Here is a 24,567-nt window from a genome sequence, read left to right on the forward strand (position 1 = left end):
TACAAAAACTCCTTAATTTAACAGCCTTAAAAAACATTATCTATTTTATGGATTCTATTACAGCGAACGATAGTATTATTCATTTCAATGACAAGTGCTACGTATCTATAAATCAACATCTTAAAGAAAATAATTTTTCTAAAATATTCATTTTAGTGGATGAAAATACGCATCAATATTGTTTGCCCCGTTTTTTAGAGAGGTTAGAAACTAATGTGATTATTGAAATAATTGAAATAGAATCTGGCGAAGTAAATAAAACTATAGAAACCTGTGTTGGCGTTTGGAATGCACTTTCGGAATTAGATGCGGATAGAAAGAGTTTAATGATCAATATTGGTGGTGGTGTTATTACCGACCTAGGAGGTTTTGTAGCCTGTACATTTAAGCGTGGTATTGCTTACATCAATGTTCCCACTACGCTATTATCAATGGTTGATGCATCGGTAGGTGGTAAAACAGGTGTAGATTTAGGGCATTTAAAAAATCAAATAGGCGTTATAAGCAACCCTAATTTGGTGCTAATTGACACACAATTTTTGGATACTTTGCCCAAAAACCAAATGCGTTCTGGATTGGCAGAAATGCTTAAACATGGATTAATTAGTGACGAAAACTATTGGAATAAGTTTAAAAATATGTCAGATTTGTCATTAAACGATTTAGATGATTTAATACATCAATCTGTTATGATAAAAAAACATGTAGTAGAAGAAGATCCTTTTGAAAATGGTTTAAGAAAAACTTTAAATTTTGGTCATACACTTGGACATGCAATAGAATCCTATTTTTTAAGTAATGATGAAAAAACGACTTTATTACATGGAGAAGCTATTGTAATAGGAATGATTTTAGCCACTTACATATCAACTGAATTAACGGGATTCCCAAAAGATACTAGAGATGATATTAAAAATTTACTTATAGGTTACTATGGCAAAGTAATTATTGAAAAAAGTGAGCATTCTACAATAATTGAATTACTTAAATACGATAAAAAGAACAATCACGGAAATATTAACTTTGTGCTATTAGAAGCAATTGGAAAACCTAAAATAGATTGCATTGTTGATGACAAAATTATAATAGATGCGTTTGAGTTTTACGCGAATTAATACTCAGTTATTTTATTTGATTAGAAGCTAAACCCTTTTTCTTCTAAAAAAACCTTTCTTTACTGGTGCACCATAATAACCATACTGAGCTCCATAGCCAAAGTTAGATTCTCTAACATCGTTTACCACTAACATCATTCCATTAAGCTTATTGTTTTGATGTAAGTCTTTGGCAAAGTTTAATATTTGCTTTTCGGTATAACCTGCTCTGGTTAAATAAATGGTATGTCCAGCATATTTACTAATCAATAAGGTGTCAGTAACTAACATTGCTGGCGCAGTATCAACAATTACATAGTCATATTGATCTGAAACATGATCAAACAAATCTTTTAGCCTATCATTCATTAATAATTCTGCAGGATTTGGCGGAACTTTTCCAGATAATAAAATATCGATATTAATGTCGTTAATTTTATATGTATTAATAGCTTCACCAACTAATATTGACTTATCAACTAAGAACTCTGTTAATCCAATATTAGACCTAGCATTGCTATAATTTTTCTTGAGAGCTGGATAAATTTGTGGATTTCTAACGTCTGCTCCAATTAGTAATACTCGCTTATTAGCATTTGCAAGTGTTAACGCCATATTTAAGCTAAAGAATGATTTCCCTTCACCATTAATTGTTGAAGTCACAAAAACCACATTATTATACTCTTTTGATTCTTTACCATTCTTAACAAATTCAAAATTAGTACGAATCATTCTGAAAGACTCTGATAAAATAGATCGGTCGTTACGTTCAACTAACGATTTACCACTACTTTTTACTTTAGGTAATTCTCCAAGAACTGTAATGTTTTTTAACTCTCTATCAATGTCTTCTTTATTATGGATTTTTGTGTCTAGTAAGTTTTTAATATAAAAGAACCCAAAAGGAATTGCTAATCCAAAAAACAAGGCGGAAATATAGGCAATTTGTTTATTTGGAGATACGGGGCCACCAGCACTATTGTATGCCTCATCAATCACTTTAGCACTTGGTGAAGTAGCTGTTAATGATATAGTTGCTTCTTCTCTTTTTTCTAATAAATACAAGTATAAAGATTCTTTAATGCCCTGAGATCTTTCAATAGAGCGTAAACGACTTTGCTGCCTTGGATTTGCAGAAATTTTTGAATTAATTCTTTGGGATTGGCTCTGTAAACTACTTATTTGCAATCGAAGTGATTTACTCGAATTGTCGATACTCTGTCCAAGATTTTGACGAATACCATTTAAAGTTTGATCTAATTGAATAACTACAGGATTTTGTTCACCTGCACTTTTTAACAATGTTCTTCTGGTTTCTAATACTTCATTATATCTCATGGAGAGTGCCGTAATTGTAGGGTCGCCTAAACCTAGATTTGAAGGAATAGGCTGATACATAGAAGCATCATCTCCAAGAGTTTCTTTCATGTAGTTTAATTGACTTATTTGGGTTTTTGCCTGGTCAAGTCGTTGCTCATTTTCTACACTCGAGCTCAAAAATTGTCCAGCTTCTGAAGCTACATCTGTAATTTTGTTCCCAGTTTTAAATCTTACTATACTATCATCAACATTAACTAAATCTTCAGCAATTAACTCAACACGTTCGTTTATAAAATCTGCTGTACTCTTAGAGATTTCATTCTTCTCTTCAATAGTCGATTTATTATACTCGTCAATTAAGGTGTTAACTATATCTTTGGCTTTTTCTATTACAGGGTCAACCATACTAACCTCAACTACTTTAGATGATTTACCTATAGGGTCAATATCAATTTTGTTTTTTAGTGATTCGGCTAAATACTCAAGTGGTGTGATTTTTACCCTTATATCACTACCAATAAAACTTTCTAAATTATTACTTTTTGGGGATATTATTATCCCGCCAAATGAAGTTGGTATTGTTTCTCCAAAAACATATTGTTTAGAATTATCCTCTTCATTTACTCTGTAATTGAAATCAGTGGATGATAAAACCTCAACATAAAATTGAAAGCTCGTTTTATTTATAATTGAATCTGATTCAATAAAATTCACTACAATAGGCGAATTCTTATACAACTCCGATTCGCCCACTCTACCTTTCACATAATATTTTGTGTTTAAGTTTAATCGCTTTATAATATTTCTTAGAAAGCTTCGAGATTTTACTACTTCAATTTCATCTTCAACCATGGCGTCTTCCTTTTCAGAAAACAATGATAAATCTTTTAAAGCGCCCATTGAAGAGTTATCTTTATCATCTAACAGCATTATCTTAGCTACAGCAAGGTATTGAGGTGTTGTATATCGTAAATCCAGATAGGTTAACCCAATACAGATAAGACAACTTAAAGCAAACCACTTCCATTGTTTTAAATAGGTGCTTAAAGTTTTTTTCAGGTCAAAATTAAAATTCCCTGATGAAGTATTCGATAAATCGTTATTTTCAATTAATGCCATATAGTTTATCTTCTAGTAATCAATAACAATGTTGTAGTGATAAGAAATGAAGTAATTGATATTAATGTGCCTACTCTCGCATCACCAGTGGCTCCACTAATGGCGGAATTATTAGGTTCAACATAAACATAGTCATTTTGAGTTAAATAATAAACCGGTGAATTAAAAACTTCCTTAGTAGTTAAATCAATTCTAGAAAAGGTTTTTGTACCATTAAAGTCTCTAACTACCATGACGTTATCTCTTCGCCCTTTTATGGTTAATCCACCAGCCATACCTAAGGCCTCTAAAATAGAAATTCTCTCACCAGAAACAGGGTAAACACCAGGACTACTCACTTCACCATCAACCGTCACCCGAAAATTTTGTACTCTAAAAATAATTACTGGATCTTTAAGTAATTTTCCTTCTTCAAATTTTTTCTTAAAAAGCTGTTTAGCCTCTTCAACAGTCAATCCCAGCAATTTGATTTTCCCTAAAACAGGATAGTCAATATTTCCGTCTACATCTATTAAATAATCAATTAAAGTGCCTTGTGACCCAACGGATCTAACTATATTATAAGGTTGAGTAACAGTCTGATCAAGTGTTGATACATAAATGTTAATAATATCGCCTACTTTTAGCTTTGCAGTAAAAGTATCTGTATCAACCATTGTTTCAAAATTTTTAGCATTTTGAAAATAAACAATATCCTTTTTTGATTTACATGAATTAAAAAAGATAATTACAATTAAGCCAAGTAATAGTTTACCTCTTGAAAGTGAAAAAGTCATTTCTTAAAATATTTGGGGAAAATAATGAAATTAAATTAATTTTTTTAAAGGTTACTATAAGTTTTATCAGATATATCTTCAGAAACCCCTTTAACCTTTTTATAAATTTGAACGCGTTTATCAAATCGTTCATAATCTGAATTATTTGATCTGTACTCAGGAATTAACTGTTTCATTTTCATAACAATATTATTGTTTTGGAAACGATTTGTAATACATAATTCTTCTATTTCAGATTTTACTTTATTATAATCCAGTTCTCTAGTCTTATTTATTAATATCTTTTTGTGATATGTCGATAAAGTATTCTCACCATTAGCCAAAAGTTCCTCATATAGTTTCTCTCCAGGACGCAACCCAGTAATCTTAATGTCTATATCTTCGGGATATCTTAATCCAGAAAGTTTAATCATATTCTTAGCTAAGTCAAATATCTTAACAGATTCTCCCATATCAAATATAAATATCTCTCCACCTTTACCCATGGTTCCAGCTTCTAATACTAATTGAGAAGCTTCAGGAATTGTCATAAAGTATCGAGTTATATCCTTATGGGTTAATGTTAATGGTACACCATTTTCAATTTGCTTTTTAAATAAAGGTATAACAGAGCCATTAGAACCTAAAACGTTACCAAACCGAGTTGTTATAAATTTAGTTTTACTTTCTTTTTGAAGACAAGTAATATACATTTCAGCCATTCTTTTAGTGGCTCCCATTACACTTGTTGGGTTTACCGCTTTATCTGTAGAAATAAACACAAACTTCTTAACATTATAACGTGATGACGTATCAGCTAAAAGTTTTGTGCCATTTACATTAATTTTAATAGCTTCATATGGTGATTTTTCCATTAATGGCACATGCTTATAGGCTGCTGCATGAAATACCATAGTTGGTTTATGATTTTGAAAAATTGAATCTATTCTTAATCCATCTCTAATATCAGCAACAATGGCAATAAAGTTATATTTCCCAGAACGTTTTAAATCTTGCTGTACATCATACAAAGCTGATTCAGCTTGATCAACTAAAATCAATTCCTTGACATCAAAATTTGACAATTGATTCACTAATTCACTACCTATTGACCCAGCGGCGCCAGTAATTAAAATAGTTTCACCTCTAAATTCATTTTGAAGGTTAGGGTTATCAATTTCAATTGGGGGACGCCCTAATAAATCTTCAATTTGTACTTGTTTTATTTGTTGAACGTTTAACTCACCATTCATCCATTGCTCAATAGGTGGTACTTTAGTTACCTTCGCATCTAAATCTACTAAACTTACTAAGTTATCATTTTTAATATTATCTGAAACCACAATAATTTCATCTATATTTTCTGAATTGATGTAAGTATTTGTTAATTTACCTTTTTGTAAAACGGGAATACCGTTAATAGATTTCCCCTTTTTATTAGAATTATCATCAATAAAACCAACAACTTGAAACTTTAGTTTAGTGTTATTAATTAATGCATTGTAAGTAGCAATTCCAGTATCGCCAGTGCCATAAATCAAAACTCTTTTAGTCCTCATTAGTTTGCACTTCAAGTGATTAAAAAGCATTTTAAATAAAAGCCTACTTGCACTAAGCGCCACAAAACTTAATAACGCATGCATTACAAGAATTGATCTAGGTATTGTAAAACCACTAATTAAGTTGGTTGCTTTATTAACTAAAATAAATGCTATTGTTAACGCAGTCATTAATGAAATTGACTTAAAAAGATTTACCACATCAGTAAACCCAGTATGTCTTATTACACTTTTGAATGACCCAACCACTAAAAAACTTAAACCACTAACAACTAGTATAAAAGGTAGTTGAATAAATAGCTGGTTTAAATCAAAATTCAAAGTAAAGTTAAAACGTATAAAGTAAACAGCAACAAAGGTTGTTAAAACTATAGCCAAATCAATAGCATAAACAAGCCATTTTGATGCATACTTTTGTGAGAGATACGTAAAGTAATTATTTATCATAGATGAGGGTTTTTGTAATTATATTAAGTACTCTATTTAGGTCACCTTCACTTAAATTAGAGCCACTAGGTAAACAAAGTCCTTTTTCAAAAAGATCTTCTGATATACCGTTTGTAAAATGTAAATAACCATTAAAAACGGGTTGCATATGCATTGGTTTCCATAAGGGTCTAGACTCTATATCATCTTGAAGTAAAGCAAGCCTTAATTTTTCTCGTAAAGCATACGAGTCTGTTTTTATACATGTAATCCATCTGTTTGAAAAGAAACCTTGAGGTTCTTCTAAAAACTCAATATTTTTATATTTTGATAAATTTGTCTTATAAAAATTATAATTTTTTCTTCTAGCACATACTCTTTCGTCTAATACTTCCATCTGTCCTCTACCAATACCAGCTAAAACATTACTCATTCTATAGTTGTAACCAACGGATGAATGTTCGTAATGTGGCGCATTGTCCCGTGCCTGGGTAGAAAGAAATACTGCTTTGTCTTTTAACGCTCTACTACTCGTGATTAAGGCACCGCCACCTGAGGTTGTGATAATCTTATTACCGTTGAATGATAGAATTCCAATATCAGAAAGCGTTCCACACAATTTATCAAAATAGGTGCTACCTAATGCTTCAGCACTGTCTTCAACTACTGGTATGTCATATTTTTTAGCAATCGCATTGATTTCATTAGCTTTATAAGGCATTCCATACAAATGAACTGCTATAATTGCCTTTGGTTTATTATTCTTTTCTAAACGGTCTTTTATAGCTATTTCTAATAGTTCAGGGCACATATTCCAAGTATCTGCCTCACTATCAATAAATATAGGTGTCGCACCAAGATATAAGATAGGATTAGCCGATGCAGAAAAAGTAAAACTCTGGCATAAAACTTCATCTCCTTTTGAAACATTTAAAAGTTCTAAGGCTAAATGAATAGCTGCCGTGCCAGAACTTAATGCAGCAACGTATTTTTCGTTTCCTAAATAATTCTTTAAATCATTTTCAAATCCATCCACATTAGGTCCTAATGGAGCTACCCAATTTGTATCAAAGGCATCAGCAACGAACTTTCGTTCCGAACCGCCCATATGTGGAGATGATAAATATATTTTTGTTTTAGTCAACATTTAAAACTTAGATTTATACTTGAATTTTGAACATAAGTAATCACCCACAACATAAACAATGTTATTGTAACAATTATAAAATGATTTAGATGAATCCCTCATGTAGTTAAACAAAATTAATTTTTACATTATTAGCTTAATTTAATCGTTCAAAATGACTTTAAAAAAAATAATCTATAACTGTTTGTAATAGAATTGAGAGTTTAAGTGTCTTTTTTAAATATCCTTTTTTTACTAATTAAATTAATTTGCTATTAATCAATTCAATTTTTGTGTTAACGGTGTAAATTTAGTAATTGTTTTAATGTATCCACTGTACTCCTAACTTAATTCGCTAAAACCCTGATAATAATCGGCTAAATACATTTCTGTTTTTGCATAAAAGAAAAACTATGCCGATTATCGATTTTTTTTAAACGAGTTGTTATTTACTAAATAAAACAGATAAGCAAATTTACATTGAGGAAAAACTCAAGTAAAATCAATCAATGCGTATATTTTATTATTTGGTAAATAAACCCTTACTTAATCGATGATTTTGACATTAACTTGAATTTCATCGGGAAAAATGAAGCCTTGATATAATTAGTTAACCTTTTAAATATATTTTTCTAATATTTGTCATTAGTTAAATCAACCCCAAATTTAAATGACTAAAGACCAGTTAGACATATTAGAAGGAAATCAAGTTTTAGTAACAGGAGGCGCCGGATTTATTGGTTCAAATTTATGTGAAGTTTTACTAAATAACAATATATCAGTAGTTTGTCTTGACAATTTCTCTACTGGAAAGCGCGAAAATATAGAACCATTTTTAAGTAATTCTAATTTTAAACTGGTTGAAGGTGATATACGGCACTTAAAAGATTGTCAAAAAGCATGTGCTCATGCAGACTATGTTTTGCATCAAGCTGCGCTTGGTTCGGTTCCCCGATCAATAAACGACCCCATTACAACAAACGAGGTTAATATCTCAGGCTTTTTAAATATGCTTGTTGCCGCTCGAGATGCTGGTGTAAAACGATTTGTTTATGCCGCTAGCTCTTCAACTTATGGCGACCACGAAGCACTTCCTAAAGTTGAAGAAACCATTGGAAAGCCGCTTTCTCCCTATGCAATAACAAAATATGTAAATGAATTATATGCCGATATTTTTCATACAACCTATGATTTTGATACCATTGGGTTAAGATATTTTAATGTTTTTGGAAAACGACAAGACCCAAATGGTGCTTATGCAGCAGTAATTCCTAAATTTGTAAATCAATTTATAAATCATGAATCGCCTATCATTAACGGTGATGGAAGCTATTCTCGAGATTTCACTTATATAGATAATGTGATTCAAATGAATATAAATGCTTTAACTACAAGTAATAAAGAAGCATTAAACACTGTATATAATGTAGCCTTTGGAGAAAGAACAACTTTAATTGAATTAGCTACATTGTTAAAGACTTACTTATCAGAATTCGACGCATCCATAAAAGACGTTGAAATTAAACATAGAGAAAATAGAATTGGAGACATTCCTCACTCCTTAGCTTCTATAAATAAAGCAAAACAACTATTAAATTATAACCCAAAGTACGATATTAGCAGTGGTTTAAAAGAAGCTGTTACGTGGTATTGGAAACACTTAAAATAAGCTATTACCAAATAAAAAATGAAGGATATTAAAATTGCTGTTATTGGATTAGGCTATGTAGGCTTACCATTAGCAAGACTTTTCGGAACAAAATATTGCGTTGTAGGATTTGACATTAATCAAAAAAGAATTAATGAACTCATGCAAGGAAACGATTCAACACTTGAAGTTGAAGAAGATATCCTTAAGGCTGTTCTAAAAGAACAATCTAATAGTGAGGTGGGATTATTTTGTTCTTCAGATTTAGATGATATAAAAGACTGTAATTATTTTGTTGTTACAGTTCCTACTCCTATCGATAAAAATAATAGACCCGATTTAACACCACTTTATAAATCGAGTGAAACCGTAGGTAAAGTTCTTAAAAAAGGTGATATTGTTATTTATGAGTCCACGGTTTACCCTGGTGTTACCGAAGATGAATGTGTACCAGTGTTGGAAAAAGTTAGTGGGCTAAAATTCAATAAAGATTTTTATGCTGGTTATTCACCAGAACGTATTAATCCTGGAGATAAATTGCATACCGTTGATAAAATATTAAAGGTTACTGCAGGCTCAACACCAGAAATAGGGAAAAAAGTTGATGTATTATACGCCAGTGTTATTTCAGCTGGAACCCACCTTGCTCCTACTATAAAGGTTGCTGAAGCTGCCAAAGTAATTGAAAACTCGCAACGCGATATTAATATTGCTTTTGTAAACGAGTTGGCAAAAATCTTCAATTTAATGAATATTGATACACACAGCGTTTTAGAAGCTGCGGGTACAAAATGGAACTTCTTACCCTTTAAACCCGGGTTAGTTGGTGGACATTGTATTGGCGTTGACCCATATTATTTAGCTCAGAAAGCTCAAGAAGTAGGGTATCATCCTGAAATTATTTTAGCTGGTCGCCGTGTTAATGACAGTATGGGACAATATGTGGCTTCAGAGGTTATTAAACTTATGGTGCAAAATGATATTCGTATTAAAGGAGCCAAAGTTTTAGCATTAGGTATCACATTTAAAGAAAATTGTCCTGATGTTAGAAATACTAAAGCTGTTGATGTTATAAATCAACTAAAAAGTTATGGAACTGATGTAACAATATATGACCCTTGGGCCAACCCAGATGAAGTAAAACATGAGTATAACCTTAATACTGTAAAACAACTACCAAACGACAAATTTGATGCTATTGTTTTAACGGTTGCTCATAAAGAATTTCTTCAAGAAAATTTAAATGCTTTATTAAATTCTAATGGGGTTTTGTACGATGTTAAAGGAATTTTAAAAGAGCGTGTTAATGGTAGATTGTAAATTACTTTTACCATAAAATTTATTAACTAATACCTACTATTTTGAGTCAATTAAAAACAGGAGCTTTTTTAAATTACACAACTATCGTTGTTATTAATGTGGTTGGGTTGATAATGACTCCTTTTATTCTTAACCACTTAGGTAAGGCAGAGTACGGGATTTACTTAACAATAGGTGCTTTAGTTGGTACGATTTCTTTATTGGATTTTGGACTAAATAATACAGTAGTTCGTTTTGTTGCCAAGTATAAAGCAGAAGAAGATAAAGTTGGGCAAGAAAATTTTCTTGCTACAACTATGCTTATATACATGGGAATTTCATCTTTAGTTCTTATTACGGGTTTTATTTTCTATGGTTATATCGATACCTATTTTACCAAAATGACTCCTGAAGAAATTAGAATCGCTAAGATTATTTTTGGGATATTAATTTTTAATGTAGCCATTGGTCTACCGGGTGGTGCGTTAACTGGTATATGCTATGGTTATGAAAAATTTGTTTTTCCAAAAACACTTGGTCTTATAAAGTACATTGTAAGGTCCGCTGTTATAGTCGGAGTATTACTTTTAGGTGGCAAAGCAATTGCTCTCGTTATTGTTGATACCATATTTAATATTTTTATAATTTTAATTACAAGTTACTTCGTATTTAAAAATCTAAAAGTCAAAATAAGAATTCATTCATTTTCAGTTAAGTTTATTAAAGAAATTTTTAGTTATTCTGTATGGATATTTGTGTTTGCATTAGTAGGCATATTTCAATGGAAAGCTGGTCATTGGGTTCTAGGAAGAATTAGCCCTCCAGAAGTTTTAAGTATATATGGAATAGGAATTGTTTTGGGCACTTATTACGGTGCTTTCTCAACAGCAATATCGAGTGTTTTTTTACCCAGAGCTACAAAAATGTCCGTTGACAATGCCTCTGGTGAAGAATTAACCGATATGATGATTAAGATAGGAAGATTATCATTTATTGTTCTTATGTTTATTTTAACGTCTTTTTTTCTTTTCGGTAAGCAATTCGTTTATTTGTGGGTTGGTAGTGAATTAGGAGAAGAAGGAAGCCATCAATCGTGGGTAATTGCTTTAATGATTATGGTGGCTTATACATTACCGCTTGTTCAAGGATTTGGTAATTCCATTTTAGAAGCTAAAAATAAACTGAAGTTTAAAGCCATTTTATATCTTTCCTTTATGTTTCTAGGCACTGTCTTAGGAGCATTATTGGCTCATAAATATGGGGCCATTGGGATGATGGCAGGATCAGTGATTGGATGGATAATAGTTCAAAACGTGATGAACTTCTATTATCATAACACAATAGGACTTAATATCTTTAGGTTTTTTAAAGAATTATTAAATAGAATAGTTTTGGTAGTAATAATTTCTTTAGTAATAGGGTTTCTCATTAATTTAATACCAGGTATAGGTTGGATGAATTTTATAATTAAAGCCATAATTTATTCTATTATATTTTGCTTCATAGCTTACAATGTTGGAATGATCGCTTTTGAAAAAGATTTGTTTAAAAAAACATTGAACCCTCTATTCAAATTAACAAAATTAGCCAAGTAATGCTTAAACTTGAAAATATCCATATTAAAGAAGAAGGCAGAAAAGTTCTTTTTGATTACACCGCCAGCAAAGGTGTTCAAAAATACCTTAATTTAAAGAATCCATACTATATAAAATATGGTGTTAATGTAAGTGAGGTTCCTCAAAGCATTTTAGCAATTCCTTTTTTATGCAACATGCTTCCAATAGCTTGGTTTGGAGGCTTTAATATTGAGTTATCAGAAGTTGATGAAGACTTTTTTAACGCCATGAACCTTGTCAAAAGCGAATTTGAAAAACAATTCCCTGACTATAAATTAACAGGAGGTTTAATTGCAGAAAGGTTAGTTAAAAATAAAATAAACGGTAATCAATCAGCTATGTTATTTAGCGGAGGCGTTGATGCATATGCAACTTATATTAGAATATATGATAGCACTCCAGATTTAGTTACTATTCTAGGTGCTGATATTGAAATAGAAGACAAATCACAGTGGAATACATTTACCAGTTTTATTGAAAACGAAAAGCTCTTAAATAAAAATAAAAAAGAATATATAGAAACCAATGTTAGGACCTTTTACACTTATCAAGTTGAATTGTTACTTAAAGATATTGGTTGGTGGGGAAAAGTTCAACACGGTTTATCGTTATTAGGTTCTCTTGCTCCTATTTCCTATGTCAATTCCTACACTAATATTTATATTGCATCATCTTATACAGATAATATAGATATTGCTTGGGGGTCAACACCAAATATTGATGAAAGTATTTCTTGGGCAGGAGTTAAAATTCATCATGATGGCTATGAACTTAAGCGACAAGATAAGGTTGACCTAATTACGCAGTTCTCAACCAACACTAAAACTAACTTCAAACTTCGTGTGTGCTATTCGGAGCTTAGAGATAATTTTAATTGTAGTCATTGCGAAAAATGTTATCGCACTATATTAGGTATTATACTAAATGGAAAAAACCCCAATGATTATGGGTTTAAAGTTGACAAAAATGTTTATTCAGAGATGTTTAAAGTACTAAATATTGGAGGAGCTAGTAGAGGTATGCAATACTTTTGGTGGGAACTTATGGAGAAAGCCAAAAACAGTGAGACTATCTATGTATTTGAAAATGAAGACATAGAAAAAGTTGAGTTAAATCGAATAAGAAATGGTGAAATTCATGAACTTATTGATTATAAAATTAACAACCCTAATAAGTTCATTTATAAATTAAAGTTTATTGCTAGAAATAAGTTTTCTACGTTTTATAGACTTTTTAAAAAGCTAAGAAATTAATTAAAATGAAATACGGATTACTTAAATACGATGAAAATAAGCGTTTTTTTAATGTTGGAGACAATATACAAAGTTTGGCGGCTAAACAATTTTTGCCAAAAGTAGATGTGTTTTTAAACAGAGAAAAACTAGCAGACTATAAAGGCGATAAGGTAAAATTAATAATGAATGGTTGGTTTACCCACAATATTCATAATTGGACACCATCAGATGATATCTCACCTATCTTTGTGTCATTCCATATGAATAATACCGCTGCACCAGCTATGCTGAGTGAAAATGGAATTGCTTACTTAAAAAAGCATGAACCCATAGGTTGTAGGGATCAATTTACTGTTAATATACTTAAAGAAAAGGGTATCGATGCGTATTTTACGGGTTGTTTAACGCTTACACTTGATTCCTATAAAGTTGATGATACTGAACGAGATGACAAAATTTATATTGTTGATCCGCTATATAGCTATCCCAGACCTGAAAAGATATTTTATAATCCTAAGATTACATTGCGTAATATCTTAAATGGAACAGCTTTTCAACTCTCAAAAAAAAGAAAGCACCTCAAAAATTTTATAAGTGATGACTTATTAAATACAGCCGAATTTATAAATCAAGAGCCTCCTTCAAATACTTATTCTGATGAGGAAAAATTTGAAATGGCTGAAACGCTTTTAAAAAAATATGCAAAAGCTAAGTTAGTTATTACTTCTAGAATTCATTGTGCCTTACCTTGTTTGGCGCTTGGTACGCCTGTAATTTTTGTAAACGGATTTGACAGTTTTGTTGACTCGTGCAGGTTTGATGGGATTTTAGAACTTTTCAATCGTATAGACATCAATAGTAAAACAGGTGAATTTACGTCCAATTTTGGATTGAGTGGAAAAGTTAACAAGAACACCCGTGTAAAAAATCTAGAAAAACACCATGATTTGGCTAAAGCCTTAAAGGAAAAGGTGAAATCACAATTATAACCATCCTAAAAATCATAGATATGAAAACAGTATTAAAATCTATTACTAAAAAACTTTTTTACACTGCACCAAAAGCCATGCAGAAAAAGCATTTAGTATTTACTGATGAGCAGGTTAATAATTTAAAAGATTCTCTTGAAAAAAACTATTTAGATAGAGGGGATACCAAAAGTAAGCTATCAAAAGAAGAGTACAATAAAGCTGTCAATGGGCAGTTATTTGAGCGATTACATTACAACAGAAATCGCATCGCACCTTGGTTACATAGTATAAAAAACCTAAAAGGAGTTAAAATTTTAGAAATAGGATGTGGTACTGGAATTTCAACACAGGCACTTAGTGAACAAGGAGCCATTGTTACTGGAGTTGATGTTGATGCTGGGGCACTTGCTGTAGCAAAAGATCGATTAAAAATAGCAGGCTTTGATAATACCAAGTTACATTTATTAAATGCTGATGAAATCCAGGAAAATTTTAAAAAAGAAACTTTTGACTTTATAATTTATTATGCCGTTTTAGAGCATATGACGATAAAAGAAAGGTTGGATTCTTTGAGACAGGCATGGGAAATGTTACCTAAAGATGGGTATTTAGCTGTCATAGAAACTCCCAATAGGCTTTGGTATTTCGACTCACACACTGCGGCAATGCCTTTTTATGATTGGTTACCAGATGAATTAGCTTTTTACTATTCAAAGTTCTCAAAAAGAAAAAACTTTCAAGACACTCATAAAAAAGATTTAAACGATGAAAACCTAGTAAACTTTTCTCGCTGGGGACGAGGTGCTAGTTATCATGAATTTGAATTAGCCATTGCACCACTAGGTGACTTAAATGTCGTTAGTTCATTAATGAAATTTGAAAAAACAACTTTCATGAAAACGGGGTTAAAAGGCTTACGCTATATAAAATTCTTAAAATCATTAAATAAAAAATTACATAGTGGATTTTGTTATCCTTATCTTGATATTGTTATAAAGAAATAATCTATATGCCCCAAAAAGTTCTCTATATAACTAATGCAATATCTGGACCGGGAGGTTTAGAGCGTGTTTTATCAATAAAAGCAAGTTATTTAGTAGAACATTTTAATTATGAAGTGCATATAATAACTATCAACCAAAATAGCACAGACACCTTTTATAAATTCCATCCAAACATTTCTCAGCACGACATTTTAGCTTCAGGAAACCCTATTAAATATTTTACTACGTATTTAAAATCTATAAAAAGGTATATAAAAATAATCAAACCTGATGTAATATCAGTATGTGATGACGGGTTAAAGGGCTTGTTTTTACCTCTATTTATTAGGAAAAAATGTCCAATGATTTATGAAAGACATGTTTCAAAAAACATTGAAATAAAAAACGATAATAACTCTGTTTTTCAAAAACTTCTAACTTTTATTAAATTTAAATTAATGAATGTAGGTGGAAGCTTTTATGACAAGTTTATTGTGCTTACTAATGGCAATAAGAACGAATGGAATTTAAATAATTTAGAAGTTATACCTAACCCTTTATCTTTTTTTCCTAAGGAAACTGAAATCAGTTCTTTGGAAAGCAAAAGAGTTATTACAGTAGGTAAACATAGTTTTCAAAAAGGATATGACCGATTAATTAGGAGTTGGAAAAAAGTAATTTCAAACCACCCTGATTGGACACTTGATATTTACGGTACTATTAATGAACATGTTGGACTAGAGCAACTTGCAATAGGTTTAGGTGTTGATAATTCTATCAATTTCTTTCAACCAGTTAAAAATATTCAAGATAAATATAAAGAATCATCAATTTACGTTATGTCTTCTAGATATGAAGGTTTTGGTATGGTGCTCATTGAGGCAATGGCTTATGGCGTACCTTGTATTTCTTTTGACTGCCCATACGGACCATCAGACATCATTCAGGACAATAAAAACGGTATTTTGGTTGAAAACGGGGATATTAATGCATTATCAAACCAAATTTCTAAATTAATAACAGATGTTAATTTAAGAAAATCTCTGGGTAAAGAAGCAAGAAACGATGTGGAGGATTTTCTACCAAACAAGATTGTCGCTAAATGGCATAGTCTGTTTCAAAGTTTAATTTCTACAGCCACATAAAATGAAAATTGTTTTTATTATAGATCAAGTTTACTTACATGGCGGCATCGAACGGGTGCTATCAATAAAGGCCAATTATTTGTCACAGCTTGATTATAATCAAATATCAATAATTACAACGGAGCAGAGAAACAAAAAACCTTGTTATACTTTCAATAACAACATAATTTTTAAAGATTTAAAAATAAATTACTGTAGAAGCAAGTCTTATTTCCATCCACTTAATTTATTAAAATCTATAAAGCATATTTTTAGATTAAAGAAAACAATCAAAAACATCAATCCAGATGTGGTAGTTGTATGTAGTCATAGTTCCGACACTTATTTTGTCCCTTTTATAAACAAATCAATTCCTAAAATAAAAGAGTTTCATTATTCAAAATCTATTGAAGAAAACAAACGTAACAAACATGGAATTACCTTAAAGAAATTATTTTTTTCCTTTACAGATTATGTTGAAAAAAAATATGATAAAATTATTATATTAAATCCAGATGAGTCTAAGTATTATAAAAGTAATAACACTATTGTAATACCAAACCCACTTACCTTTTTTCCAGAAAAAGTTTCCAATTTAAATAGTAAAATAATTATCTCGGCAGGAAGAATAGCACCTGTAAAAGGTTACGATAAGCTTATAGATATATGGGCAAATGCTTCCAAAAAGCTACCGGAATGGGAATTACATATTTATGGAGATGGCAACTCAATATACTTAAAACAATTACGAGATAAAATTGGGGCATTAAACCTTCAAGATACTTTAAGTTTAAAAGGCTCAACGGACAATATTGAGGCTAAAATGCTCAATGCATCAATTTATGTAATGACCTCGCATAATGAATGTTTTCCACTTGTTTTATTAGAGGCTCAAGCATGTGGGTTACCGATTATTTCTTTTGATTGTCCTCATGGACCTCGAAACATAATTAATAAAGATAATGGTTTGTTAATTCCTGTGTCCGATATTCATTTGTTTGCAAATAAACTAGTTGAGTTGGCTAGCGAGAGTAAAGAATTACAAATTATGGGAGAAAATGCACGAAAAAATGCTTATAATTATAGCGTAGATAAAATTATGGCAATGTGGTTAAACATGTTTAAAGATCTTGTATCAAATAAAGACAATTTTTAATGAACCTATTAATTAACATATTTAAAATTTTTCTAATTCCACACATTATTTTATACAATAGGAGTAGAAATAAAAAAGCGATTGATATGGATATTGATAGATGGGCTAATTCTAAAAAACGAAGTGGAAGTAAAGTATCGTTACTACTACACTTTCTTGCATATTCAACAGATTTTAGAACCATTTTTTATTTTAGAAATCGGGGTATTATTTCAAGCATACTAAATTTGTATTGCCCTCGAGAAAAATATTTCAGAATCGACATGACTACAAAATTGGGTGGTGGTATATTAACTGGACATCCTTACAGCACAATATTAAATGCCGACAGCATTGGAGAAAATTTTTATGTAAACCATTTAGTTACAGTTGGTGAAATAAATGGCAAAAGACCAACTATTGGTAATAACGTTTCCATTTACACAGGTGCAATAGTAATTGGTGATATTAAAATCGGTAATAATGTTAATATTGGTGCAGGGTCAGTAGTTGTTAAGGATGTACCAGATAATTGTACCGTTGTGGGAAATCCAGCCAGAGTAATTAACTAAACATGAATGGATAAAAACTCAAACTAAACTTCAATTTGATTGTTTGCTATAATTACAACGAAATTATTGTTAATTCATAGATTAAAAATTGAACTACTTCGTAAATGCTTTATGTTAGCAACGTTATTATTAGTCTTCCCTCTGAAATAAATTAATATTAGCATCTGGATTAGAATTATTTCTAAATGCAAAGTTTTTAGAACTCTAGTTTATTAATGGTAATAATATAATAATAAAATGAACTTACTTGACAACCTACAGCAATCTATAAACAGTAATCTCAATAGAAATGCTTTTTGTATAAACAACACGTTTTATACGTATAAGCAATTGGCTGAGGTGGTGTCTAATATTCGAATTTCTATAAAAAAATCTTGTAATCCTAAAGAAACAAATATTGGTTTAATAACTAATGATGATATATATACTTATGCTTCTATTATAGCCCTATGGTTAGAAGGAAAAGCTTATATCCCTTTGAATCCAGATTTTCCAACTGATAGAAACTTAACGGTTATTAAACAAGCGTATATTAACTCTGTCTTAGATTCATCAGAAAAAACAATTTTCACTCAATTTAATTCTATTCGTACCCTGAATTTAGAAGACTCTGAATTTAATTTATCTCCCAATACAGTTACTAAAGAGACATTAGCATATATTTTTTTTACTTCTGGAACAACTGGCACGCCAAAAGGAGTTCCTATAACTTTTGGTAATTTATCGAGTTTTATTGAAGCCCAATGGGCGTTAAATTATAAAATAACTTATGAAGACAGATGTTTGCAAATGTTCGAGCTAACTTTTGATTTATCTGTAGTATCTTATTTAGCACCTTTACTTAAAGGCGCTTGTGTGTATACAATCCCAAAGGATGAAATAAAGTATAGTTATATTTTTGAACTCATGGAAGATCATCAACTAACGTATTCTTTAATGGTCCCTTCTATTCTACATTATTTAAGGCCCTATTTTGATGAAATTAATTGCCCATCCATGAAGTTTAGTTTGTTTTGTGGTGAAGCTCTACCCTTAGATGTAACAGAAGAATGGAGTAAGTGTATTCCAAATGCTACTATCGCAAATGTTTATGGGCCAACGGAGTGTACTATTTATTGTATGGATTACACATATAAAAGGGGTGAAAAAAATAAAACGCATAATGGTATTTTAACTATTGGTAAAGACATGATAAATACATCTACAATAATAGTTGATGATGATAATAATGAAGTAGACATAGGAAAACCTGGTGAATTGTGTTTAAGTGGTAAACAACTAACAACTGGTTATTGGGAAAACGAAGAAAAAAATAAAAAAGTATTCTTTTATAAGAATCATGAAGGAACAAATACTAGATTTTATAGAACTGGTGATTTGTGTTGTGCTGATGAAGATGGTGATGTTTTGTATTTAGGTAGAGTTGATTTTCAAGCCAAAATACAGGGTTTTAGAGTAGAATTATCTGAAATTGAGTATCATGCAAAAGCAACTTTAAATAAACTTAATGTAGTTGCGCTAGCTTTTACCAATAATATTCAAAACACAGAGATTGGTTTAGTAATAGAGTCAAATCCAATTGATACAAAACTATTATTTGAATATTTTAATGATAAATTACCAAAATATATGATACCTACTCAAATAAAATTTATTGAAAGTTTTCCATTGAATTCAAATGGCAAAACCGATAGAAATAAGCTTACTCAACTTTTTGCATAAATATTATTAAAATGGAAACCATAACTATAAAGGACACTATCAGGCAAGTATTGGAATCAATACTAAATCATAACAACTTTGAAATGCATGATGAATTAACCGCCAAAGATGTAGATGGTTGGGATTCATTATCTCATATGATGATAATAACCAAAATTGAAGAAGCTTTTAATATTAAGTTTAAACTTAGGGATCTAAATAAGCTTAAAAATATGGGGTCTCTTGTTTCAGTAATTCAAAGTAAACTCTAAACTTAAATAGGTGGTATTTAATTCTTTTAGCTTCGTAGTTTTTTTAGTTCCTGTGCTAATTATTTATTGGGCTTTTTTCAAAAAAAGCTCAGTATACCAAAACATGATCTTATTGGTATCAAGCATAATTTTTTATGCTTACGCAGATTACAGGTTCTTAATTTTACTTGTTTTAAGCATAATAATAAACTATTACCTTGGGTTAAAAATTCGTAAGGCAGAAAAAGAAGTGCTTCAACGCCGTTTTTTATATTTAGGCTTAATATTTAACATAGGATTATTAATTTACTTTAAGTATTTCAATTTTTTTTATGAAAGCTTCGTAAAAGTCTTGAATGTTTTTTCAGCAGATTTAAGCTATAATTCACTTCAGATACTACTTCCTTTAGGAATAAGCTTTTTTACATTTCAAACGTTAGGGTATTTAATTGATGTTTATAATGAAGAAATTGAGCCAAGTAAAAATTTATTAGAATTTTCATTATTTGTAAGCTATTTTCCAAAAATACTTTCTGGTCCTATAGAGAGAGCTTCTAAAATGATGCCTCAAATTAAAGAAAAAAGAAACTTTTCATACGATGTGTTTGTTGATGGATTAAGGCAGATTCTGTGGGGTCTCTTTGCTAAGGTTGTTATTGCAGAAAATTGTGCTGATTTTGTAGACCTCATTTTTGATAATTACACGGATTATTCTGGAAGCGTATTGTTAATTGGGGCTACATTTTATGCCATACAATTATATGCCGATTTTTCTGGTTACTCAAATATGGCAATTGGGGTATCGAAATTATTTGGGATTCAATTAATGCGGAATTTTGCAACACCATTTTTCTCAAAAAATATTAGCGATTTTTGGAGGAAATGGCATATATCTTTAACTACTTGGATGTTGGACTATGTGTTCACACCGCTTTCATTTACTTTAAGAAAATATCAAAAAACGGGTTTGATTATTTCTATTGTTTTTACATTCGTTTTAGTAGGCTTTTGGCATGGAGCAAATTGGACATTTGTTTTTTATGGTTTACTCCATGGTATATATTTTATTCCATTAGTTTATTATGGAAAGTTAAACTCATCAAAAACTACAGCAGAAAACAACTTAATACCATCTTTTAAAAATTCTATAAAAATGGTGTCTCTTTTTATGATAATTGTGCTAACCGATGTATTCTTTCGAGTGGATACTGTTTTTTTAGGGTTTCAATATTTACAAGGGATTTTTTCAAAAAGTTTATTTTATTCGCCAGAAATCATAATGGGGAATACTACCTATATAACTTTCGCCTTAGTATTATTTTTTTTATTTATTGAGTGGATAAATAAAGAAAAGAGCCATGACTTTGATATCAGAAATTATAAACTAGTAGTGAGATGGACGTGTTATACTTTCGTATTTGTTCTCACTTTAATTTTTGGTAAAACATCAGAAACATTTATATATTTTCAATTTTAAATTATGAAATCATTAGTAATAAAATTATGCTTGTTTTTAATAATATGTTTGACAATTATTTCATTCTTATTATTCAACTTTGGTGGAAATATTGATTATTTCTATGAAAAATTCACAACGCCAAAAACTAAATCCATGATAATTGGTGATTCAAGAAGTTTCCAAGGAATCCAACCAAGTATAATAAATGAATATTTTAAAAATAGCAATGTCGAACTTCCTATGTTTAATTATAGTTTTACTATTGCTCAAGCAATTATTGGCCCACTATATAATAAAAGTATCCTTAAAAAATTAGATAAGTCAACCAAAAATGGTCTTTTTATTATATCAATTACACCACAAATGCTAACAGAGCATGATGGTTACAGCAATATAAATGGGGAGTTTAGAGAACAAGGTCAACCACCTCATAATATGATTTTTGTAGATGTAAATCCTAACTACGAGTATTTTTTTAAAAACCTTTCCTTTTTTCACTTTAAAGCAATGTTTCGAAAAAGTTCTACAACACATAAAGATGGTTGGTTAGAAGAAACAAACTTACCTAGGAATGAAAAAGTCTTTGAAGAATGGAAAAGCAATGGGATTGAGGTTTTTTTAAAAGAAGCAAAAAAGGCAAGTCTCTCTAATACCCGAATTGAAAGTTTGCATGAACTAATAAATCAATTAAAAGAAAAAGGAAATGTGTATTTACTTAGAATGCCAATAAGTAATGAATATTATGGTTATGAAGAAAAGTATTTTCCGGAGATTAATAAAATACTTGATTCAATTTCTAAGTTAACGAATGTGGATTATTTTAATTTTAATAATATAAAAAACAGCTACGGCACCTATGATGGGCATCATTTAAATAAGTTTGATGGTAAAATTTTCTCTAAAGATCTCTGTGATCTAATTCAGAGTAGTCTTTTAAAAAAAGAAACTAAGTAGAAACTTGTTTTTATTACATTAGCTTACAATTGTGCTTTCTCAAACTTTAACAAATATAGAATTTCCCTCTTTAACTATTTCTTAGCACATTTAGACGAATTTTTATGCTATTACGCATATCTTGAAAAAAAAATCAACATATTTGTTTGTCAAATTTTATAGACTTAAAGCCTAAATTGAACAAAAATGAACTTAAATTTAAGTTATAGAGAACTTCATAAATTAGCTAAAGATTTACCTAGAGCTAATAACGCAATTAAAATTGCAGTACTCGGAAATCATACTACAAATTTTTTTTGTAAAGCTTTAGAAAATCATTTGCTTTTAGCAGGTTATGACCCCAGCATTTTTGAAGGAGATTACGACCAAATTGATATGACATTGATTGATGAATCTTCGCAACTATATAATTTCAACCCTGAATTCGTAATTGTATTTGAATCAACATTAACAATTAAAGATAATTTTTACGCAATTAAATCGAATTTAGATCGATCTCAATATTATAAACAATTATCAAATAAGGCAAAAAGTAGAGTATCACATTTAAAGAACAATAATTGTAATGCTAAAATCATTTATTTATCTTATGAATTAATAGATGATGCTCTTTACGGAAATTTATTTTCTAAAATTCCGCATAGTTTTTATAATCAATTGTGGAAAGCAAACAATGCGCTAATCAATATATCTGAAAATGAGAATAGTTTTTATTTATTTGATATTAATAAGCACTTAAGCGGTACTACAAACCATAGGGATTGGCCTGCATATATAAATTCGGATTTGCACTACTCAATAGACACTTTTGCGGAGCTAAGCTATCATGTAACATTATTTCTAAAAGCCTTAAAGGGTAATTTTAAGAAATGTCTAATTCTTGATTTAGACAATACTATTTGGGGTGGTATTATAGGGGATGATGGTATTGATAATATTCAAGTTGGAGCGCTAGGTATTGGAAAAGCTTTTACAAAACTCCAAAAATGGGTAAAAGAATTAAAAGATAGGGGAATTATTATCTCAGTATGCTCAAAAAACAATGAAGACGTTGCGAAGACACCATTTTTAGAGCATTCTGAAATGATTCTTAAATTAGAAGATATTTCTGTCTTTGTAGCAAATTGGAACAATAAAGCTGACAATATTAGATACATCCAAGAAGTTCTAAATATAGGTTTTGACTCCATGGTATTCATTGATGATAATCCAGCTGAAAGAGATATTGTTAAACAAAGTTTACCATTAGTTACAGTTCCAGACTTACCAGAGGATCCAGCTCTCTATCTACCATATTTAAGTAGCTTAAATTTATTTGAAACGGCATCATACTCGGATAATGATAAAGATAGGACTTTACAATACCAACAAGAAGCCGAAAGAAGAAAATCAATTACATCTGTAACTAACATGGATGACTATTTAAAGTCATTAGAAATGGTTGGGACTATTGAAAGTTTTAAAGTTGAAGATATTCCTCGGATTGCACAATTAACACAACGTTCAAATCAATTTAATTTGAGAACTAAACGCTATACTGACGAAGATATTACCCGATTTAAGAACTCTGATAACTATTTAACTTATAGTATTAAACTAAAAGATAAGTTTGGTGATTATGGGTTAATATCTGTAGTAATTTTAAAAAAAATAAATAAAACTACTTTTTTCATCGATACATGGATTATGAGTTGTAGAGTATTAAAAAGAGGGGTTGAATTTTTTGCTTTGAACAAAATTGTAAAGGATCTTTTAAATAGCAACATATCTATACTAACTGGTGAATATCTAGAAACTCAAAAGAACCATTTAGTTTCAGATTTACTTGACAACCTTTCGTTTTCCAAAATAGATGAAGGTTTTAAATATAAACTTGAATTGAATCATTTTAACCCAATTAAAAATCATATTTCATGAACCAATATTTAGATATTTTAAACGAACTATTTCGTGAAGTTTTAGACAACGAGAGTATTGACCTTAAACCAGAAACTACAGCAAATGATATTGATGAATGGGATTCCATAAATCATATTTATTTGGTCGTAGAAATTGAAAAAAAATTCAACATTAAATTTAAGAGTTCCCAAATATTAGAATGGAAAAATGTAGGAGAAATTATTGAGTCAATCCAAGATAAAAAATAAAGAGAAAATATGCTTTTTAACTCTATCGATTTTTTTATTTTTTTACCAATTGTGTTTGTTTTGTATTGGATGG

20 protein-coding genes are annotated in these 24,567 nt (G+C 30.2%); 16 read left to right on the plus strand and 4 right to left on the minus strand.

What is annotated here, in order from left to right; genetic code table 11:
- The first annotated feature begins 47 nt into the window (after window positions 1-47).
- The gene (aroB, locus tag L3X39_RS08940; RefSeq protein WP_237231442.1) at window positions 48-1,115 is read left to right on the plus strand and encodes a 3-dehydroquinate synthase; all 1,068 of its coding nucleotides are present in this window, start codon (window positions 48-50) and stop codon (window positions 1,113-1,115) included.
- 27 nt (window positions 1,116-1,142) lie between these two features.
- Here the strand turns inward: aroB and L3X39_RS08945 are convergent, their stop codons facing one another.
- The 4 genes from L3X39_RS08945 to L3X39_RS08960 are packed head-to-tail and all read right to left on the minus strand — an operon-like array spanning window position 1,143 to window position 7,420.
- Window positions 1,143-3,533 carry a GumC family protein gene (locus L3X39_RS08945; RefSeq protein WP_237231443.1) on the minus strand — a complete coding sequence of 797 codons (2,391 nt, stop codon included), beginning with the start codon at window positions 3,531-3,533 and terminating at the stop codon, window positions 1,143-1,145.
- Window positions 3,534-3,538: 5 nt separating this feature from the next.
- Window positions 3,539-4,309: a polysaccharide biosynthesis/export family protein gene (locus tag L3X39_RS08950; RefSeq protein ID WP_237231444.1), complete on the minus strand. Its 771-nt coding sequence runs from the start codon at window positions 4,307-4,309 to the stop codon at window positions 3,539-3,541.
- 44 nt (window positions 4,310-4,353) lie between these two features.
- On the minus strand, window positions 4,354-6,294 hold the full coding sequence (locus tag L3X39_RS08955) for a polysaccharide biosynthesis protein (protein WP_237231445.1): 1,941 nt from the start codon (window positions 6,292-6,294) through the stop codon (window positions 4,354-4,356).
- Window positions 6,284-7,420 carry a DegT/DnrJ/EryC1/StrS family aminotransferase gene (locus L3X39_RS08960; protein WP_237231446.1) on the minus strand — a complete coding sequence of 379 codons (1,137 nt, stop codon included), beginning with the start codon at window positions 7,418-7,420 and terminating at the stop codon, window positions 6,284-6,286. Before L3X39_RS08960 ends, L3X39_RS08955 begins: the two co-directional genes overlap by 11 nt.
- A gap of 649 nt (window positions 7,421-8,069) precedes the next feature.
- Here L3X39_RS08960 and L3X39_RS08965 point away from each other — a divergent pair.
- The 15 genes from L3X39_RS08965 (at window position 8,070) to L3X39_RS09035 (ending at window position 24,494) form a co-directional block, all read left to right on the plus strand.
- Window positions 8,070-9,068, plus strand: coding sequence for an SDR family oxidoreductase (locus L3X39_RS08965; protein ID WP_237231447.1), 999 nt, complete (start codon window positions 8,070-8,072; stop codon window positions 9,066-9,068).
- 18 nt (window positions 9,069-9,086) lie between these two features.
- Window positions 9,087-10,367 (plus strand): nucleotide sugar dehydrogenase, encoded by a 1,281-nt coding sequence (locus tag L3X39_RS08970; protein WP_237231448.1) that lies wholly within the window; start codon window positions 9,087-9,089, stop codon window positions 10,365-10,367.
- A 41-nt stretch (window positions 10,368-10,408) separates the two neighbouring features.
- Window positions 10,409-11,941 (plus strand): lipopolysaccharide biosynthesis protein, encoded by a 1,533-nt coding sequence (locus L3X39_RS08975; RefSeq protein ID WP_237231449.1) that lies wholly within the window; start codon window positions 10,409-10,411, stop codon window positions 11,939-11,941.
- Window positions 11,941-13,215 carry a hypothetical protein gene (locus L3X39_RS08980; RefSeq protein WP_237231450.1) on the plus strand — a complete coding sequence of 425 codons (1,275 nt, stop codon included), beginning with the start codon at window positions 11,941-11,943 and terminating at the stop codon, window positions 13,213-13,215. The genes L3X39_RS08975 and L3X39_RS08980 overlap by 1 nt, the downstream gene beginning before the upstream one ends.
- A 5-nt stretch (window positions 13,216-13,220) precedes the next feature.
- On the plus strand, window positions 13,221-14,186 hold the full coding sequence (locus L3X39_RS08985) for a polysaccharide pyruvyl transferase family protein (RefSeq protein ID WP_237231451.1): 966 nt from the start codon (window positions 13,221-13,223) through the stop codon (window positions 14,184-14,186).
- A gap of 20 nt (window positions 14,187-14,206) precedes the next feature.
- Window positions 14,207-15,172 (plus strand): class I SAM-dependent methyltransferase, encoded by a 966-nt coding sequence (locus L3X39_RS08990; RefSeq protein WP_237231452.1) that lies wholly within the window; start codon window positions 14,207-14,209, stop codon window positions 15,170-15,172.
- A gap of 5 nt (window positions 15,173-15,177) precedes the next feature.
- Window positions 15,178-16,296, plus strand: a complete 1,119-nt coding sequence (locus L3X39_RS08995; protein WP_237231453.1) for a glycosyltransferase family 4 protein — start codon at window positions 15,178-15,180, stop codon at window positions 16,294-16,296.
- Window position 16,297: 1 nt separating this feature from the next.
- A complete protein-coding gene (locus tag L3X39_RS09000; RefSeq protein ID WP_237231454.1) occupies window positions 16,298-17,431 on the plus strand; it encodes a glycosyltransferase family 4 protein in 1,134 nt (377 codons plus the stop codon).
- Window positions 17,431-17,982, plus strand: a complete 552-nt coding sequence (locus L3X39_RS14770) for a serine O-acetyltransferase (protein WP_305070110.1) — start codon at window positions 17,431-17,433, stop codon at window positions 17,980-17,982. The genes L3X39_RS09000 and L3X39_RS14770 overlap by 1 nt, the downstream gene beginning before the upstream one ends.
- A gap of 237 nt (window positions 17,983-18,219) precedes the next feature.
- Complete coding sequence (locus L3X39_RS09010) at window positions 18,220-19,704, plus strand: AMP-binding protein (RefSeq protein WP_237231455.1); 1,485 nt, start codon at window positions 18,220-18,222, stop codon at window positions 19,702-19,704.
- 11 nt (window positions 19,705-19,715) lie between these two features.
- On the plus strand, window positions 19,716-19,955 hold the full coding sequence (locus L3X39_RS09015) for an acyl carrier protein (RefSeq protein WP_237231456.1): 240 nt from the start codon (window positions 19,716-19,718) through the stop codon (window positions 19,953-19,955).
- 112 nt (window positions 19,956-20,067) lie between these two features.
- A complete protein-coding gene (locus L3X39_RS09020) occupies window positions 20,068-21,411 on the plus strand; it encodes an MBOAT family O-acyltransferase (protein WP_237231457.1) in 1,344 nt (447 codons plus the stop codon).
- A 3-nt stretch (window positions 21,412-21,414) separates the two neighbouring features.
- On the plus strand, window positions 21,415-22,347 hold the full coding sequence (locus L3X39_RS09025; RefSeq protein WP_237231458.1) for a hypothetical protein: 933 nt from the start codon (window positions 21,415-21,417) through the stop codon (window positions 22,345-22,347).
- Window positions 22,348-22,533: 186 nt separating this feature from the next.
- Entirely contained in the window at window positions 22,534-24,264 is a 1,731-nt protein-coding gene (locus L3X39_RS09030) for an HAD-IIIC family phosphatase (protein WP_237231459.1), read from the plus strand.
- Window positions 24,261-24,494 (plus strand): acyl carrier protein, encoded by a 234-nt coding sequence (locus L3X39_RS09035; RefSeq protein WP_237231460.1) that lies wholly within the window; start codon window positions 24,261-24,263, stop codon window positions 24,492-24,494. The genes L3X39_RS09030 and L3X39_RS09035 overlap by 4 nt, the downstream gene beginning before the upstream one ends.
- Window positions 24,495-24,567 lie beyond the last annotated feature (73 nt).

The organism is Flaviramulus multivorans (assembly GCF_021728415.1).
Classification (GTDB): domain Bacteria; phylum Bacteroidota; class Bacteroidia; order Flavobacteriales; family Flavobacteriaceae; genus Sabulilitoribacter; species Sabulilitoribacter multivorans.

Excerpts from the sequence above, each read along its gene's own strand:
- L3X39_RS08990 (WP_237231452.1), top strand. The coding sequence starts at position 14,207 with ATGAAAACAGTATTAAAATCTATTACTAAAAAACTTTTTTACACTGCA.
- L3X39_RS09025 (WP_237231458.1), top strand. The coding sequence starts at position 21,415 with ATGAAATCATTAGTAATAAAATTATGCTTGTTTTTAATAATATGTTTG.
- L3X39_RS09035 (WP_237231460.1), top strand. The coding sequence starts at position 24,261 with ATGAACCAATATTTAGATATTTTAAACGAACTATTTCGTGAAGTTTTA.
- L3X39_RS08985 (WP_237231451.1), top strand. The coding sequence starts at position 13,221 with ATGAAATACGGATTACTTAAATACGATGAAAATAAGCGTTTTTTTAAT.
- L3X39_RS08945 (WP_237231443.1), bottom strand. The coding sequence starts at position 3,533 with ATGGCATTAATTGAAAATAACGATTTATCGAATACTTCATCAGGGAAT.
- L3X39_RS14770 (WP_305070110.1), top strand. The coding sequence starts at position 17,431 with ATGAACCTATTAATTAACATATTTAAAATTTTTCTAATTCCACACATT.
- L3X39_RS08955 (WP_237231445.1), bottom strand. The coding sequence starts at position 6,294 with ATGATAAATAATTACTTTACGTATCTCTCACAAAAGTATGCATCAAAA.
- L3X39_RS09030 (WP_237231459.1), top strand. The coding sequence starts at position 22,534 with ATGAACTTAAATTTAAGTTATAGAGAACTTCATAAATTAGCTAAAGAT.
- L3X39_RS08995 (WP_237231453.1), top strand. The coding sequence starts at position 15,178 with ATGCCCCAAAAAGTTCTCTATATAACTAATGCAATATCTGGACCGGGA.
- L3X39_RS09010 (WP_237231455.1), top strand. The coding sequence starts at position 18,220 with ATGAACTTACTTGACAACCTACAGCAATCTATAAACAGTAATCTCAAT.
- L3X39_RS08950 (WP_237231444.1), bottom strand. The coding sequence starts at position 4,309 with ATGACTTTTTCACTTTCAAGAGGTAAACTATTACTTGGCTTAATTGTA.
- aroB (WP_237231442.1), top strand. The coding sequence starts at position 48 with ATGGATTCTATTACAGCGAACGATAGTATTATTCATTTCAATGACAAG.
- L3X39_RS08980 (WP_237231450.1), top strand. The coding sequence starts at position 11,941 with ATGCTTAAACTTGAAAATATCCATATTAAAGAAGAAGGCAGAAAAGTT.
- L3X39_RS08970 (WP_237231448.1), top strand. The coding sequence starts at position 9,087 with ATGAAGGATATTAAAATTGCTGTTATTGGATTAGGCTATGTAGGCTTA.
- L3X39_RS08965 (WP_237231447.1), top strand. The coding sequence starts at position 8,070 with ATGACTAAAGACCAGTTAGACATATTAGAAGGAAATCAAGTTTTAGTA.
- L3X39_RS09015 (WP_237231456.1), top strand. The coding sequence starts at position 19,716 with ATGGAAACCATAACTATAAAGGACACTATCAGGCAAGTATTGGAATCA.
- L3X39_RS08960 (WP_237231446.1), bottom strand. The coding sequence starts at position 7,420 with ATGTTGACTAAAACAAAAATATATTTATCATCTCCACATATGGGCGGT.
- L3X39_RS09000 (WP_237231454.1), top strand. The coding sequence starts at position 16,298 with ATGAAAATTGTTTTTATTATAGATCAAGTTTACTTACATGGCGGCATC.